This is a genomic window from Klebsiella sp. 10982 (genome assembly GCF_048589245.1).
GTDB classification, from domain to species: domain Bacteria; phylum Pseudomonadota; class Gammaproteobacteria; order Enterobacterales; family Enterobacteriaceae; genus Klebsiella; species Klebsiella quasivariicola.
In genome coordinates, this window is the sequence record NZ_JBMAXV010000065.1 from 1 (window position 1) to 16124 (window position 16124).

At 49.6% G+C, this 16124-nt stretch carries 12 protein-coding genes and 1 pseudogene; 4 read left to right on the plus strand and 9 right to left on the minus strand.

Annotated features, from left to right (window positions below):
- On the minus strand, positions 1-1122 hold a 1122-nt coding region (locus tag ACKLKD_RS26195), incomplete at its 3' end, for a carbohydrate porin (protein ID WP_420061994.1).
- A 268-nt stretch (positions 1123-1390) separates the two neighbouring features.
- Positions 1391-2710, minus strand: coding sequence for a xylose isomerase (gene xylA, locus ACKLKD_RS26200; protein WP_080924955.1), 1320 nt, complete (start codon positions 2708-2710; stop codon positions 1391-1393).
- Between the two features lie 426 nt (positions 2711-3136).
- Between xylA and ACKLKD_RS26205 the strand changes: the two genes are divergently transcribed.
- The 3 genes from ACKLKD_RS26205 (at position 3137) to ACKLKD_RS26215 (ending at position 7399) form a co-directional block, all read left to right on the plus strand.
- The gene (locus ACKLKD_RS26205; protein WP_165931890.1) at positions 3137-4576 is read left to right on the plus strand and encodes an MFS transporter; all 1440 of its coding nucleotides are present in this window, start codon (positions 3137-3139) and stop codon (positions 4574-4576) included.
- A 58-nt stretch (positions 4577-4634) separates the two neighbouring features.
- Positions 4635-6314: a glycoside hydrolase family 43 protein gene (locus ACKLKD_RS26210; protein WP_025714698.1), complete on the plus strand. Its 1680-nt coding sequence runs from the start codon at positions 4635-4637 to the stop codon at positions 6312-6314.
- Between the two features lie 242 nt (positions 6315-6556).
- Positions 6557-7399: a phosphorothioated DNA-binding restriction endonuclease gene (locus tag ACKLKD_RS26215; RefSeq protein WP_042929996.1), complete on the plus strand. Its 843-nt coding sequence runs from the start codon at positions 6557-6559 to the stop codon at positions 7397-7399.
- Positions 7400-7557: 158 nt separating this feature from the next.
- Here the strand turns inward: ACKLKD_RS26215 and ACKLKD_RS26220 are convergent, their stop codons facing one another.
- From ACKLKD_RS26220 to ACKLKD_RS26235, 4 genes and pseudogenes are all read right to left on the minus strand, one after another.
- Positions 7558-8049, minus strand: a complete 492-nt coding sequence (locus tag ACKLKD_RS26220) for an Hcp family type VI secretion system effector (protein ID WP_080924958.1) — start codon at positions 8047-8049, stop codon at positions 7558-7560.
- A gap of 1 nt (position 8050) precedes the next feature.
- The gene (locus ACKLKD_RS26225) at positions 8051-8317 is read right to left on the minus strand and encodes a hypothetical protein (RefSeq protein ID WP_080924959.1); all 267 of its coding nucleotides are present in this window, start codon (positions 8315-8317) and stop codon (positions 8051-8053) included.
- Positions 8292-8813 carry a DUF2778 domain-containing protein gene (locus ACKLKD_RS26230; RefSeq protein ID WP_080924960.1) on the minus strand — a complete coding sequence of 174 codons (522 nt, stop codon included), beginning with the start codon at positions 8811-8813 and terminating at the stop codon, positions 8292-8294. Before ACKLKD_RS26230 ends, ACKLKD_RS26225 begins: the two co-directional genes overlap by 26 nt.
- 249 nt (positions 8814-9062) lie before the next feature.
- Positions 9063-9476, minus strand: a pseudogene (locus ACKLKD_RS26235) (restriction endonuclease); the annotation flags it as partial.
- 248 nt (positions 9477-9724) lie between these two features.
- Between ACKLKD_RS26235 and ACKLKD_RS26240 the strand changes: the two are divergent.
- Positions 9725-10645 carry a COG2958 family protein gene (locus ACKLKD_RS26240; RefSeq protein ID WP_080924961.1) on the plus strand — a complete coding sequence of 307 codons (921 nt, stop codon included), beginning with the start codon at positions 9725-9727 and terminating at the stop codon, positions 10643-10645.
- A gap of 111 nt (positions 10646-10756) precedes the next feature.
- On the opposite strand, the gene ACKLKD_RS26245 is transcribed toward ACKLKD_RS26240, so the two are convergent.
- The 3 genes from ACKLKD_RS26245 to ACKLKD_RS26255 form a co-directional block, all read right to left on the minus strand.
- Complete coding sequence (locus ACKLKD_RS26245; RefSeq protein WP_087806324.1) at positions 10757-13855, minus strand: HsdR family type I site-specific deoxyribonuclease; 3099 nt, start codon at positions 13853-13855, stop codon at positions 10757-10759.
- Between the two features lie 23 nt (positions 13856-13878).
- Positions 13879-15081, minus strand: a complete 1203-nt coding sequence (locus ACKLKD_RS26250) for an AAA family ATPase (RefSeq protein ID WP_080924963.1) — start codon at positions 15079-15081, stop codon at positions 13879-13881.
- A gap of 1 nt (position 15082) precedes the next feature.
- Positions 15083-16124: restriction endonuclease subunit S (locus ACKLKD_RS26255; protein WP_420061995.1), on the minus strand; the 1042-nt coding region annotated here is incomplete at its 5' end.

The following is a 16124-nucleotide window of genomic DNA, read 5'->3' on the forward strand; positions in this document are numbered from 1 at the left end:
GTACATCGGCCGGACGATGGCGCCGTAGTTTTTACGGTTGTCGGTGTTGTCCTTGCCGTTGTCGTAGTCATGGAAGGCCAGCAGGTATTCGATCTGCGCCTGCTGGGTGAACTTATGGCTGCCCTCGAAGCTGGCGTAGACCGTGGTCAGGTCGTCGGTTTTGTTGTAGACGCTGTTATCCGAGTTGTCGGAGTAGCGCAGGATCACCTTGTTCACTCCGCTGTCGTTGGTGTGGCTCAGCACCAGGCCGCCCTGCCAGGCTTCGAGACGCGCGTCGCTGTCCACCGCCTTCGAGTCAAAGCCGTAGTTGGCGTACACCTCGACGTCGATCGGCCCGGCCTTGATGTTGTGGGTTTTAGTGGTCAGCGCGTAGTGGCCGTTGTCGCCAGTGTCGGAGCTGCCGGTACAGGTGATGCGCGACGGGTTAGTCTCGTCGGCCATCACTTCCGGGCTACAGGATTTCACCTGCGACACCGCCACCACGTCGAACTGCACGCCGCCAATATCAAAGTTCTTCACCCCGGCGCCCTGGCCGTCGTGGTTCATCCAGAAATAGTCGTTGATCCCCTGTTGCGGACGCTGGTGGAAGTCGCGCCCGGCCCAGAGATAGGCGTTGGGGTTGGATTCCAGCACGTTGGTGACGCCGACGTAGGCTTTCTTCAGGTTAACTTCATCGCTCCAGTGGTCGAACATCACGTTGAGATCCCAGATAGCCCCCTGCGCGCTTTTGAAGGCCTTGCTGATCTGGAATTCGCCGCCGTTGCTTTCGTTGCCCAGACGGCCGATCGCCGAGGCGCCGTTGTAAGAGCCGTCGACGCCGACATATTTCTGGTCGCCGGTCTGGAAGTGGGCGCCATAGCGGGCGTAGCCGCTGAACTTGAGGCCGAACGGAATGGCCATATCCGGCGAGGCGGCGGTGGTCTGCGGGTTGGTGATCACGTCGACCTTTTTGTCGGCCGCGGCGTCAATTTTCGCCTGGCGGTCGGCCAGCGCTTTATCAACGGCTTTGGCGACGATGGCGTCGATCTGTTCCTGCGTAAATTCTTGGGCCATTACAGAGGTAAGCGGAAAAAACGCGGCGATAACCGCCATAGTTAATGGAAGCTTTTTTATCATTGTCATGAGTTTCTCAATATAGGTTAATTTTATTCAGACAATAACCAGCCTATTCTGAGCTGACAGAATATGTCGCTATCATCAGAACAAGTTATTTTTATTTTGTACGGTCACAGAGGCATTACACAATTATCGCTACTTTCCCTCCTTCACTGATATTAAACAGGTGGTCTTTCGCCACTGACAAAAAAAACAGCACGAACAAATAAACGCTATTTTCCGGCAGCGGACAGACGGCGTAATACATGCCCCCGCAGGGGCATGTCAGCAAAATTTAACCAAAGATATAGGTATTGACGAGATTCTCGAGTAATTCCTGCCGCCCGCTGTGAGGCTGCGGATTCAGATTATGCTGCTCAGCGTATCGGGCAATATTATCCAGCGACATCTGCCCGCTCATAATTTTCTGCCCCAGCTCGCCCTGCCAGCCGGCATAGCGTTTTGCCAGCCCCTGCTTGAGCTTGCCATCCTCAATCATGCGCGCGGCCAGCTTGAGGGACAGCGCCATTACGTCCATGGCGCCAATATGGCCATAGAACATGTCGTATTTGTCGGTGCTCTGCCGACGGACTTTGGCGTCAAAGTTCAGGCCGCCGGTGGTGAATCCCCCGGCTTTGAGGATCTCATACATCACCAGGGTATTTTCTTCCACGCTGTTCGGGAACTGATCGGTATCCCAGCCGAGCTGCGCATCGCCGCGGTTGGCATCAACGGAGCCGAAGATCCCCAGCGCGATGGCGCTGGCGATTTCATGATGGAAAGAGTGCCCCGCCAGGGTGGCGTGGTTAGCTTCAATGTTCACCTTGATCTCATTTTCCAGACCAAACTGCTTCAGGAAACCATACACCGTCGCGACATCGTAATCGTACTGATGCTTGGTGGGTTCCTGCGGTTTCGGTTCGATAAGCAGCGCGCCGCCAAAGCCAATCTTATGCTTGTGCTCCACCACCATCTGCAGGAAGCGGCCAATCTGCTCACGCTCCTGGCGCAGGTCGGTATTCAGCAGGGACTCATAACCTTCGCGGCCACCCCACAGCACATAGTTTTCACCGCCGAGCTGGTGGGTAGCGTTCATGGCAGTTACCACCTGCGTGGCCGCCCAGGCAAACACCTCCGGATCGGGGTTGGTCGCCGCCCCGGCGCCGTAACGCGGGTGGGTAAAGCAGTTGGCGGTGCCCCACAGCAGTTTCACGCCGGTTTGCTGCTGTTTCTCCGCCAGCACCTCGGCCATGATGGCGAAATTATGCAAATACTCTTTCAGCGACGCGCCTTCTGGCGAGACGTCGACATCATGGAAGCAGTAATACGGCACGTTGAGCTTGTAGAAAAATTCAAACGCCACGTCCGCTTTGCGTTTGGCCATTTCCAGCGCATCGCCCGCGGCCTGCCAGGGACGCTCAAACGAACCGGCGCCAAACATATCCGCGCCATTCCAGCAGAAATTATGCCAATAACAGGCGGCAAAACGCAGATGATCTGCCATGCGTTTTCCCAACACGATTTCATCCGGATTATAGTGGCGAAACGCCAGCGGATTATCGGTTTTGGGTCCGGCAAAGCGAACGCGATCAACCTGGTCGAAATAGGTTTGCATGATGAACTCCGAAATTGAGAAACAGGAAAATTAACAACTGTGACACATCGTGTATTCTCATCGTCGGTTGCTCAATTACGTTATTTCACTCGGCGATTGAGAAAATGCTCAAATGTGAGCCATCTCGCAAATAAAACTATTTTAAATATCTCGCTTCGCGCGCGTATAGAATACACTTCCTGGGGAATTCAGGTATCCATACCAAATTAAAATGCCGGTTTTGTCACATTGTCTGCCTGCCAGAAAATTAGCGGCGGAAAACGGTTAAACGCAGGTGATACAGGCCTTTGCTTCGAGGATCACAGAAGTAAAAAAACATAATTACGTAATTTAAAAACGTAATAGATTCTTCCTGGTCAACTGTGTCAGAAAGTGTTTCACCTACACAAAACAAACCGGAGTCTGCTTAGAATGAGTAAAAACATAATGCACAGTCGGCATGATGAATATCATAAATTAACCCGCGGAGAACGAATTGGTTATGGCATGGGCGACTTTGCGCAAAACCTGGTTTTCGGCACCATTGGGGGTTTTCTGGCTTTGCATATGCTGACGGTAAATACCATCAGCACGGCAACGGCAGGCTTTATTTTTCTTTTTGTCCGCATCATTAATGTGTTTTGGGATCCGATGGTCGGAACCTACGTGGATAAACGAACCTCGAAAGCAGGAAAATATCGCCCCTGGCTGTTACGAGCCGGCGTGCCGCTGGTGATCCTGTCGGCATTACTGTTCGCGCCCATCCCCGGAGTGAAAGGTTCGGTGGCTTTCGCCTTTATTATTTATCTGGCGCTGGACCTGGTTTATTCCTTAGTCAATATTCCCTATGGCTCGCTGAATGCGTCGCTGACCCGCGACCCGGAATCGATCGATAAGCTGACCAGTACCCGCATGATGCTGGCCAACAGCGCCAACCTGCTGGTCTATACCCTGTTCCCGATGTTTGTGCAGATGGCGGCGCCGAAAGATCGCAGCCTGAAGGACACCGGCTTTTTCGGCCTTAAGCTGAATCTGGGCAACTATACCGATCCGTCGGCGAACTACGCCTGGTTTGGCGTGTACGCCATCTATATGATCATCGGCGCGGTGGCCCTGTTTATCTGTTATAAATTCACCAAAGAACGCGTTGTCGCGACCGCCGAGCAGACCGCCAACGTCAAAACTACTGACCTTTTCCACGAGCTCAGACATAACCGCCCGCTGGTGATCCTCGGCATGTTCTTCATGCTGGCCTTTACCTTCATGTTCTTTATGAACACCGTTAACGGTTTCTTCAACCAGTTCGTCGTCGGCCATTCCGAATGGATGGGCGCCGTGGGTCTCGTCGCGTCTATTCCCGGCATCGCCTTCCCGGTGTTCTGGCCGAAACTGAAAAAAATCTTTGGTAAAAAAGGCTTCTTCCATCTGTTCCTCGCCATGTTCATCGTCGGCGAACTGCTGACCTACGTCTGGTCACGCGAAGGGATGCACGACGCCCTGTGGCTGGCCTACATCGCCACCTTTATTAAACAATGGGGCTTAACCTCTGCCACCGGCTTTATGTGGGCGCTGGTACCGGAAGTCATCGCGTACGGCGAATTAAAATCAGGCAAACGCAATGCCGCCATTATCAATGCCATTATGGGACTCTTCTTCAAGATCGGCTTCAGCATCGGCGGCGCGATCCCGCTGTGGCTGCTGGCGGTGTATGGATTTAATGAAAGCGGCGCCGTGCAGAGCGCCAGCGCTATCGATGGGATCATTATGACCGCCGTGTGGATCCCAATCGCGCTGGCCGCTATTTCGATGGTGATTATTCAGGTTTATCCCATCTCCGATAAACATGTTACCGACATCAACCGTCAGCTGGATGAGATCCGCGTGTAGTTAAAAAAATTATAAATCAGACCGATCCTTAACTTTCCATTTTAAAAGGTGTAATGAAATGTCACTTATTCAAAACCCGATATTACGCGGCTTTAATGCCGACCCCAGTATTATTCGCGTCGAGGATACGTACTATATTGCCAACTCGACGTTTGAGTGGTTCCCGGGCGTGCGTTTACATGAGTCGAAGGACCTGAAAAACTGGAACCTGCTGCCTTCGCCGCTCTCCACCACCACCCTGCTGGACATGAAGGGCAACCCCTCCTCCGGCGGCATTTGGGCGCCGGCGCTCTCCTGGGCCGATGGGCAATTCTGGTTGGTGTATACCGATGTGAAGGTCACCGAAGGCGCCTTTAAAGACATGACCAACTACCTGACCACCGCGAAGGATATTCGGGGCCCGTGGAGCGACCCGATCAAGCTGAACGGCGTCGGGTTCGACGCCTCGCTGTTCCATGACGACGATGGCCGGAAATATATCGTCCAGCAAACCTGGGATCACCGGGAGTACCATCACCCCTTCGATGGCATTACCTTAACGGAGCTGGATACCAAAACGCTGAAGTTAATGCCGGAAACCGCGCGCACCATCTACCGCGGCACCGCCGTGGCGCTGGTCGAGGGGCCGCACCTCTATAAACTGAACGGCTACTACTATCTGTTTGCCGCCCAGGGCGGCACCGTGTTTACCCACCAGGAGGTGGTGGCGCGGTCGAAAACCCTCGAGGCCGACAGCTTTGAAACCGAGCCGGGCGACGTGTTCTTAACCAACGTCGATACCCCGGACAGCTACATCCAGAAACAGGGCCATGGCGCGCTGGTCTCCACCCCGGAAGGCGAATGGTATTACGCCTCGCTCTGCGCCCGGCCGTGGAATCGCCCGGGGGAATCCATCTACGACCCGCGCGGCTGGTCAACCCTCGGTCGGGAAACCTCGATCCAGAAAGTGTACTGGGACGACGAAGGCTGGCCGCGTATTGAAGGCGGTCACGGCGGGAAGACCTTCGTCGAAGGGCCGAAAGACGCCATCTTCACCGAAAGCGCCAGCGATAACAGCCAGCAGGATGACTTTACGTCGCCCGCCCTCGACCCGAACTGGAATACCCTGCGGGTGCCGTTTACGGCCAAAATGGGCACCACCGGCAACGGCAAATTAACCTTAATTGGCCAGGGGTCGTTAGCCAATACGCATGACCTGTCGCTGATTGCCCGCCGCTGGCAGGCCTTCTATTTTAACGCCACGGTGAAGGTGAAATTCGAGCCCTTCAGCTACCAGCAGATGGCCGGGTTAACGAATTACTATAACGACCGCCACTGGAGCTTTGTCTTCCTGACCTGGAATGAAATTAACGGCAAGGTCATCGAAGTCGGCGAAAATAATCGCGGGAAATACACGTCCTACCTGAAAGATAACGCCATCAAGGTGCCGGACGGCGTGGAATACGTCTGGTTCCGGACCAAAGTCCGCAAGCAGACCTACAGCTATGAATACAGCTTCGATGGCGTGACCTTCACCGAGATCCCGGTCCAACTGGATGCCGCAGTGCTGTCCGATGACTATGTATTGCAGAGCTACGGCGGGTTCTTTACCGGGGCGTTCGTCGGCCTGGCGGCGGTAGACTACGCCGGGTACGGTACCCAGGCTGAGTTTTATCAGTTCAAGTATCAGGAGCTGGGCGATAGGTTAGCGGCCGATGGCAGTTATAGCTGGGAGGCTGGCGAGACGCGGGATAAGTAGGGAGTGTGAGCCCACGCTACCGGTAAGGTAGCGTGGGTTTTGTGGAATGCGGGAACGCAAAGGTTATGTCCTCCCGATTTTTTCAGGCTTGCGTCGCAGGCGGCGAACGCGGTCTCCACTCCCACAGCAAGATCCGTCGTAATACTTAAAAAGCGATCCACCCGGAATCGCTGCATCTGGTGGGTTGATCGGCAAGGATTTTGCGAGCATCATCGCATTTATTTAGCTGCCACTGTAACGCTATGCCCTCCAGCACGACCCTGCAACACGCGATCGAGAACATCACTATCTGGCGCAAAGGCGAACAGCGTGCGCCGCATAAGCCACTGTTGCTGCTGTACGTCCTCTCACAGTACCAGCGCGGCCATGCGCGGATGTTCGACTACGCCTCAGAGATACGCGATGAGCTGCATAGCCTGCTGGAACGCTTTGGCCCGCAGCGCCGCCAGTACCGGCCGGATATGCCCTTCTGGCGCCTGAAAGGCGACGGCTTCTGGGAACTGCACAACAGCGACCAGTGTTCAACCCAGGGCAGCCGACAGCCGCCCGGCAAAGAGCTGGAGCTCTGTCACGTCGCCGGCGGCTTTGATGAGCCGCATTTTGCGCTACTCAACAGAAATAAGAGGCTGATCAATACCCTCGCCCATCAGATCCTCGAGGCGCATTTCCCGGAGAGTATTCAGGAAGAGCTGGCTGAAGAGATGGGGTTTGATCTGCTGCAGATCCGTAAAGAGCGCGACCCGCATTTTCGCCAGCAGGTGCTGCGCGCCTATAACTATGAGTGCGCGATCTGCGGCTTCAATATGCGCCATGATAATACCTCCGTCGCCCTGGAAGCGGCCCATATCAAATGGAAACAGCACGGCGGCCCATGCGAAATCCCTAACGGCCTGGCGCTCTGCGCGATTCACCATAAGGCCTTTGATAAAGGATCTATTGGTCTGGATGAGGATATGCGCATCCAGGTTTCGCCAGCGGTGAACGGCGGGGGCATCGTTGGCAGGCTGTTCTGGGATTTTGATGGTAAGCCGATTACCTTACCGCAGGGGAAAGCATGCTATCCGCAGGAAGGGTTTGTGGCGTGACACCGGCGGGAGGTGTTCAGGGGGTGAGGGGGGATGGTGTGTGGCAATGAGCGGGATTAGTGTTTGCTTAGCTTTGCATCCCTCAGCCTGTTGTCAACCTTCTAAACAGGCATCAAACACGCCGGGGAAACATAAAGGGGATCAAACGCCCCGCAGAATTAGGCTGAAGGACGCTCGTTCCATGCATCACTGAACTGAATATTCCCGTCGTGGATCCTCCAGGTGATTTTCTCATATTGCAGGCTAACGCTTTCAACATGGTTAATTTTGTCATTCGAGGAAAGTTTGCAATTAGGTACACCACAGTTAACCCCGGTTATTCTGACCTGCTCCATAAGTACAGAATAATAGGCCACTTCCTGCCCTGCGTGGTTGATATGGTAAAACTTGATTTCTGCACTTTGTAGCGCCTGCCCCGTTGCGGCGGCCTTGTAAAGGTATGGGGTCGAACTATCCACTTCTTTTTCAATCATCATTGACGAATGCTGACGCGTGCCCGTAACTTTCCCATTAGCACTGTCCACAGGCAGATTAACACCATGACTCAATCCGATGATTTCGATACTTCCCTCTCGATCCTGAACATCAACAGACCCTTTAATATCTGCGCCACCATCGTCTTTAAGCCACATATACGGAGGAATTGGCATCTCATTTGCTCCTTATCGTTGAAATGAACTGCAATGTCATAATGTAAAGTACAGTTGAAAGGAATATCACTATTATCAGCGATATATAAAAGAAAGTGTCATACATCGTATCGGCATTCACACTCCCGAATAAGAAGTGGCAAACATCCCTTGCGATATCATAATCGAGATAGATTTCCGGCCTTGGAAGTGCACGTCCCAGAACCAAAAACAGCAATATAAAATAAATAATCTTACTTATTTTACGGGCAAGAGATGTTAGAGCCACTGGCAACAACCTCCACCCAACCACGAGCCATAAGGGAACGCATGCAGGGAACCTGAACCAGTGATGTATTCATGAGCGCATTCCGGATCATGGAAAAATCAGAATTATGGGCGATAGTAATACAACCCTCGGAAACCGTACCCGGATGCAAACGGAAGTTACCACGTTTCACACCTTCGACCCACGTCTCATCGTCGATTCCGTGGTCATCACGCCATAATGCAAACCAATCGCTTTTACCAAATTCACGATAACCTATAATCTTATTGACCGTATCCTTAATTTCTCGTCCCTTTTGAGAAAACCAGTTTCCTTCATTGCGGTCAACAATCCAGTATTTTCCCAAGGGCAGCGGACCATCTTTTACTACTGCGCTGCATGCAGCTTTATTGCGATATACACCTCGCCCTGAATGCGCCATAAAAACACCGACACCGTACAAATTGAAAGGTGCATAATCAGCACCATTTAATATCAATTTTCCCTGTAGAGCCATGATATACCATCGTTCCTTAATTATTTTAGATATGGTAGTGGTTGGTTTAGAAAGGTTCCAGAGTTAGGCTATGATTTTCAGATAATATTAATTTTATTAGGGGTTGGGTTAAAGCATTAGGTAGTATGTAGTGGCTGTGTTTGTTGTTATATCAGAGATAATTGGCAATCATCTTATAAATGAACAAGCATTTCACTAAATTCTTTTGGTGGTGTTTTTTTCGCAATAAACAAGTACCAAGCAATCGTTGTTGGCGAGGATCCTCTGAATACTTTCGGGGGAGCGATCGGTCCGGATCTGCTGGGCCAGTTAGTCGATCATCTCCGAAGGCGCTAGCAGCTGCCGGTAAGCCGCTTCATCAAAGCCGCCTGCTACCTGGTTATCAATCAGCTCTTTTTTTGTCGGCTGGGTGTTGCCTTTACGGTGTTTACAACCTTCGGCGTTGGCGATTTCACAGAAGCCGTCAGTTCTGAGCCGTCAGAAAGGCATATTGGGATAGTCAGTGCGTCGCTTGGGGCCAAACTCTTTCAGCAGGTGGGTAAGCGGTTCGTGGATCTCAAGGCCGTAGTTAAACAGGCGCGGGTGGCCAGCTTTGTACTGCGACAACACATCCAGCAGCAGCAACGGCTTATGCGGCGCGCATACGTCACCCTGACGCCACACAGAGACGTGCCGATTGCAGTGATTCGAGAGATCTCATAGGAATGAACCAGGTAACAGGCTGATGTTATTGCGATCATGCTCGCAAAAGCGGTGAAATTCAATTGTTGCTCGTCACGTTGATGAGAGAGAAATCGATGCTTTAAGTCTGTAACTCTGAAAGGTAAACTGGGCCCATTCACAGGAATTGTAAATCACGCATCGCTTAAAAGCTGATACACAAGGCCGTGCGTACAAACGCAGGAAGGCATATGACCAGTCGTCCCCAGATGATAATCAACGTGTTACAGGCGAATCCCGGCCAGCAGTTCACTGCCCGCCAACTGGCGCAGAAAATCATCGATCACTACAGTACAGAACTGGCTGAGAAACGTAAAAATCCACGTTTTGCTAGCGATGAGGCTTTTTTAAGTCAAATTACCGCTGAAGTTGGTGGCAGTCGGACAGTTAAAGCGAAAGCTATGTGTCCGCAGGTGATGACGCGTGATAAGCCAAGACCACGATTGTTTTATTGGGGGGAATCTGTGGTTGAACAGGCGGATCCTAATGTAGCCCCCGAACCAACGGTTGAAACAGTTAGCTTTACCGAGCATTCGTTGTATCCGCTCCTGATTGATTACCTTTCACAGGAAGAGGGGTTATTGTGCCGTCGTATTGACGAAAAGCGTTCCAGTAACAACAAAGGGTTGGGTGGCAACCATTGGCTTTATCCTGATATTGTCGCATTAGAGCCTCTTGATAAAGAGTGGGATGATGTGGTTCAAAACTGCGTTCGACATAGCGTAGGGCGTTTGACACGGCTATGGTCTTTTGAGGTGAAAAAACAGCTAAACCGTAGCAATGTGCGTGAATGTTTCTTCCAGGCAGTCAGCAATTCCAGTTGGGCGCATTTCGGCTATCTGGTGGCGACTGAAATTAACGAAGATAAGCAGCGTAGCGTGGAGCGTGAACTTCAGATGCTCTGTGCGCTGCACGGTATTGGAGTGATCCTCCTGGATCCACATGATTTATCTAATAGCCAGACATTGATCCCAGCGCGTGAACGTACCAGCGTGGACTGGCAGTCAGTGAACCGTCTGGTGGAAGAGAATCGGGATTTTAAAGATTTTATTGAACTGGTGGGGGAATACCATCAGACTGGGAAAATTCATAAAACCCTATGGAATAAATAGCCACTGTCAGCTCAGGTCTGAGCTAATACAGCTAATATATAAGAATGGCAAGTCCCTTAAAGAACTTGCCATTCTGTTCAACTAACAACTTTGCATCATGAGTTGAAGCATCTATATTTTCCCACCCACTCCCTTAAATTTTTCAACAAACGCTGCGATTTTTTGGAAAACGCTTTGCTTTTTTGTGAGGTATTGGGGATTTAGTGGGCTCATTTTGGGCAAAACAGCATTGAGTTCTGTACCATTGTCGCTGGCAAACTCTCGTTTAAGAGAAGTGTTAATATAACGTTTAGCTGCCTCTTCATTCAGATTCTCTGATCCAATTAACTCTTGTGCTTCGCGCAGTTGCTCTACCTGTGCAAAAGCAAAAAAAGCGTCTATAATACTGGCCTTGTCACTAATTTTGTCCAGGTTGGTTTGATTAATGAAATCAACAACTAAGCTTTCTTTAGCCCGACTCCCAAGGCTGGCACGTATTAACCGACGAACTTCATCAATTAAGCCTGCTTTACTTTTATTCTTACGGTTGTGTTCAAAAATCAGCTCGAGAATATAATCCAGATTAATTTCTTGCGACTTCAGTAAATCTACCTCGAAGACAACGTCATCCCAATCAAGAGTCGATTTTTCTTTTTCAGCGGAAGATTTTTCTCGGCGCAGCCAGTCGCGAACATCGTTATAAGTTGAACGGTAGTCCTGAATTTGCCGTTCAGACGGCATTTTAATCGTTTGCAGTGTCGCCAGATCCTCATCGCTCAAATAATGTAGGGCCTTGAACTCCTCAACCGCCTCAGGGTCATTGGTGTTAATGTTCTGCAAGGCCTTCAGGCTGGCAAACTCGTCGTAGTTCTGCAGCACGTTCTCAACGCGTAAATACTCACCAAAGAGTTTCGCAAAGGCTTTTTTGTCGGACTCTTTCTCAATGGCAGAGGGATCGGGAAAGCGTTGCTCCAGCTCCATCACCACATCCACAAAGCCACGCCTTGCCTCACCGGTTACTACGTCGGTAAAGCCTTCCATATACTCCTTGTAGCTTTTCTCGAGCACCACGTTCTTGGTGTTTTTATCGCCAAATAAGGTGATGGCGTCAATTGTCGCCTGCTCCAGGTCACGGAAGGTAACGATGTTGCCGAAGGTTTTGGTGGCGTCAAAAATACGGTTGGTGCGTGAATAGGCTTGCATTAAACCGTGGTAGCGCAGATTTTTATCCACAAACAAGGTGTTCAGCGTCGGCGCATCAAACCCGGTCAGGAACATGCCGACCACAATCAGCAAGTCGATCTCCTTAGCCTTAACTTGCTTGGCCAGATCGCGGTAATAGTTTTGAAAACCCTTGCTTTCCACACTGAAGTTGGTTTTGAATAGCGCGTTGTAGTCAGCTATGGCGGCACTTAAAAACTCTTTGGCGCTGCTGTTCATTGCCGATACGTCAAAACTTTCATCCAGAATATCGCCTACGGCATCCTGTTCCTCATTGGCCACAAAAGAGAATATGGTGGCGATTTTTAGCGGCTTATTACTGTCTTTTTGCAAATCCTTGAGCGATTCGTAATACAGTTTAGCGGCATCCACGCTGCTCACGGCAAACATCGCATTAAAGCCTTTTGCTCCTGCATGCAGGCGATGCGTTTTTTGCCGAAAGTTATTCAGGATGTACTGCGAAATTTCTTTTATACGGATGGGATGCAATAAGGCCTGCCTGTTTTCCGCCGCGCTGAGCTTTTTCTCGTCCTGTTCGCTTTCAATGGCTTTGAAATGCGGGCGCACATCGTTGTAGTCCACTTTGAACTTGAGCACCTTTTCATCTCGTATCGCATCGGTGATCACATAAGAGTGCAGCTCCCGGCCGAATACGCTGGCCGTGGTGTCGGCCCCCAGTGCGTTTTGCGGAAAAATCGGTGTGCCGGTAAAGCCAAACTGATAGAACTTCTTAAACTTTTTCTTTAAGTTATTCTGGGCTTCACCAAACTGACTCCGGTGGCATTCATCAAAGATAAACACCACCTGTTTGTTGTAAATGGGCAGGTCGTTTTCACTCTTCATCAGGTTATTGAGCTTCTGGATGGTGGTGACGATAATTTTATTGTCATCTTTATCCAGATTGCGCTTGAGTCCTGCGGTGCTGTCAGAGCCGTTCACACTATCCGGCGAAAAACGCTGGTACTCCTTCATTGTCTGGTAATCCAAATCTTTGCGATCCACCACGAAGAAAACTTTGTCAATGAACTCCAGTTCAGTAGCTAAGCGCGCTGCCTTGAAGCTGGTCAAGGTTTTACCGGAACCAGTGGTGTGCCAGATATAACCGCCACTTTCCGTATTGCTCCAGTTCTTGGCTTGATAGGCGCTGTTGATTTTCCACAAGATGCGCTCGGTAGCGGCAATCTGATAAGGGCGCATCACCAGTAGCGTATCGCTCACATCAAACACTGAATAATGCAGCAGTACATTGAGCAAAGTGTTCTTCTGGAAAAAGGTCGCGGTAAAATCTTTGAGATCTTTCAACAAGCTATTATCAGCTTTCGCCCAGTTCATGGTGAAGTCGAAGCTGTTCTTGTTGCGCTGGGTGGTGTTGGCAAAATAACGGCTATCGGTGCCGTTGGAAATTACAAATAGTTGAAGATATTTGAACAAAGAATGCTCACTGTTAAAACTCTCTTTGCTGTAGCGATGCACCTGATTAAAGGCTTCGCGGATCGCCACGCCGCGCTTTTTCAGTTCCACCTGCACCAGCGGCAAGCCATTCACCAGAATGGTGACATCATAACGATTGACATGACTACCCTGTTGCTCAAACTGCTTGATGACCTGAACCTTATTGCGTGCAATGTTTTTTTTGTCTACCAAGTAGATGTTCTGGATATGACCATCGTCAAACACAAAATCATGGATATAGTCGGTGTGAATTTTGCGGGTTTTATCGACGATGCCATCGCTTGGCTTGTCCAGCCAAGTCTCCACAAACCGCATCCACTCACCGTCAGCAAACTGCATGTTGTTCAGGGTCTGCAACTGCTCGCGCACGTTGGCCAGCAGCTTCTCAGGCGTATTTAAACCAGGCTCATACTCATAGCCCTGATTGTGCAAATCCTGAATGAACTCTCGTTCCAGGTCACCTTCGCTCTGGTAGCTTTCATTAAGCTGCCATGCCCTGGAGTATCTATCGAGAACGATAAAGCTATTTGATTCGGCAACAGCCTTGTATTCGTACATGCTTTACCCCTAAATCTTTTTCTTTAGTTTTCAGCCTGCTGAAAGCGATACATCGTATTGATTTCATTAACCAGATACCGCAAAACACGCTTGTCGTCTTCAGTGAGATCGGCCACTTCTTCGCCCGCATGTTTCGAGTGGCTGGAGATATTAATAATCCGGGCTTCATACGGATTGGTTGTTCCGTCATCAGTTTTTGGCAACAGATCGCCCCATTTCTTATAGCCAAGAAACGTGGAGGTTTTTTCCAGAATGTTTCTTAAAAAATTAAAGTGATACTTGCTCAACTGACCACTCTCGATGGCTTTTTCGAGTTCTGATTTCAAATAAAGATGATATGAGAATGGCGAATCATTGGATTGCTGGACTAATTGAAATGTGCCGTCCTCAAGCCGGGCCATCCGATACTTATCAAGCCATTTTTTCTTGTAACCACCGTCATCACTGTTGAGCTCATTATGCAGAACGTTATAAAAAAGCGGATTGTGCGTTGTGATGATGAATTTAACATCAGAATTGTTTGACTTGATCAGTTGGGCCAAATCTACGGCCAATTCAATCAAATGGTTCTCATCCAGTGAACTTACTGGGTCATCAATAAATACATATTCCAACTGATCAAAAACGTTGGTTTCACGATCAGAGGGTTCAGCAACATTGAGAATGTCAATCACCAGCTCGATCAGCGTATAGAAAATACTCCAGATGAAATTGCTTTCCTCACCCTTAGATATTTTCAGATTTCCGGATTGCTCATCATCACCGCGCTCAAGGGAAAAAGTCACTTCTGAGAAAGCCTTTACAGTGATCTCTTTGTCGTCCTTGCCTTTGACTTTATATTCTTCATTGAATTTTGGTGTTAGCTTCTCATTGGAGTAACGCTGAAAATTGGTAATGATGTTTCGATCTTGCCCTTGATCTTCCAACACCCAGTCGGTAAATGAATTGGGCTGGATTCTGAGCTTGGGATCGGCATCTTGCTCCAGATCGTTGTCCCAATAGAACAAATCTTCGGTAAAAGCGTTGTAATACAGGATCTTGTTGCGAGATATCTCTGGTTGTTTTGCTGCATCGTCGCCTTCGATTTCATCGTTTTTTGGCGTGATCAGTTTCTTAAATTCTCGCGACAGGCGCGTCTTCCCCGTGCCATTAAAGGCATAGATCAGCTGTACTTTTTTATTGGCCTCTTTAAGCTGCTGGGCGATTTCTGCTAGCGTCTTGCTCATATCAGGCCACTACCTCTTCAGGCTTGGGAAAGCTCAACAGCAAATCGCGGTAATACTCATATTGTTTTTGACGCAATGCAATTTCGCGGGGTAAGCCTTCGCTGATGGAATTGGTTAGGGTATCGAATTTGTCCAGGATGGCAACGATGCGGGCCTGTTCTGCAAGCGATTTTTCAAGGTCATTTGGATACGGAACAGGAATGGCGATTTTAGCAAACCCATTGATCAATAATGTATTGACCTTGGTTCTGGCCACGTACTTTGCTTTCTCGGCAATGAAAGATGCCGTTTGCATACAATAGGAAACAAACTTCGGGTTCATTGAATGTCGGAAAGCATAACAGTGATCGTGAATAGCCACTTTTTCATCTCCAAGCCAGGCCACGGCTTTACCAACATCCTCGACGGTTTCTCCGACATCAGTTATCACTACGTCTCCTGGTTCCGCATAACGAAGTGATTTGGCCATATCATTTCTGATCTGAGAAATTACATGAGTTGTAAAGACACCGTATCGAGTGTATATCTCACCGTAGTGGATAGCACCAATGCCATCTTCAACATAATCAGCTTTAGTAAAGCGCTTACCTCGAATAAACTCGCCAATCTCCCCCAAAGCTTTCCACTCAACGTCTCCTTCCTCAAAACCCAACAACTGGTCGCGATAGTAGTTGTATTGTTTTTTACGGGCTGTAAGCTCGGCTGTAAGCTCGGCTGTAAGTGCTGTAAATGTATCCAAAACACGGATGATTTCAGCTTGAATTTGAAGCGGGGGAACGGGAATCGGCAGGACTTCCATTTCGCTTTTACGGATAGATGGAACAGCTCCAGAATCGTGTGCTAGCGAACTCAGATTGATTGTTTGCATCCAGAAAAAAAGAAATCGAGGACTAATTTCTTCTCCCGGAATTAGTCCCATAACATTGTTATCATATGCGGATGGTACTGATAATAGACGCTTCTTATTTGTAGCAACCGCTGCACCAATTTTAGGAAAAATAACACTCCCTGCAGGAGCAAGCTTAATACCAAGTTTTTTAACT

What these genes read in the sequence shown, in the direction of transcription:
- xylA (WP_080924955.1), bottom strand. Translation starts at nt 2,710, where the DNA reads ATGCAAACCTATTTCGACCAGGTTGATCGCGTTCGCTTTGCCGGACCC.
- ACKLKD_RS26205 (WP_165931890.1), top strand. Translation starts at nt 3,137, where the DNA reads ATGCACAGTCGGCATGATGAATATCATAAATTAACCCGCGGAGAACGA.
- ACKLKD_RS26210 (WP_025714698.1), top strand. Translation starts at nt 4,635, where the DNA reads ATGTCACTTATTCAAAACCCGATATTACGCGGCTTTAATGCCGACCCC.
- ACKLKD_RS26215 (WP_042929996.1), top strand. Translation starts at nt 6,557, where the DNA reads ATGCCCTCCAGCACGACCCTGCAACACGCGATCGAGAACATCACTATC.
- ACKLKD_RS26220 (WP_080924958.1), bottom strand. Translation starts at nt 8,049, where the DNA reads ATGCCAATTCCTCCGTATATGTGGCTTAAAGACGATGGTGGCGCAGAT.
- ACKLKD_RS26230 (WP_080924960.1), bottom strand. Translation starts at nt 8,813, where the DNA reads ATGGCTCTACAGGGAAAATTGATATTAAATGGTGCTGATTATGCACCT.
- ACKLKD_RS26240 (WP_080924961.1), top strand. Translation starts at nt 9,725, where the DNA reads ATGACCAGTCGTCCCCAGATGATAATCAACGTGTTACAGGCGAATCCC.
- ACKLKD_RS26245 (WP_087806324.1), bottom strand. Translation starts at nt 13,855, where the DNA reads ATGTACGAATACAAGGCTGTTGCCGAATCAAATAGCTTTATCGTTCTC.
- ACKLKD_RS26250 (WP_080924963.1), bottom strand. Translation starts at nt 15,081, where the DNA reads ATGAGCAAGACGCTAGCAGAAATCGCCCAGCAGCTTAAAGAGGCCAAT.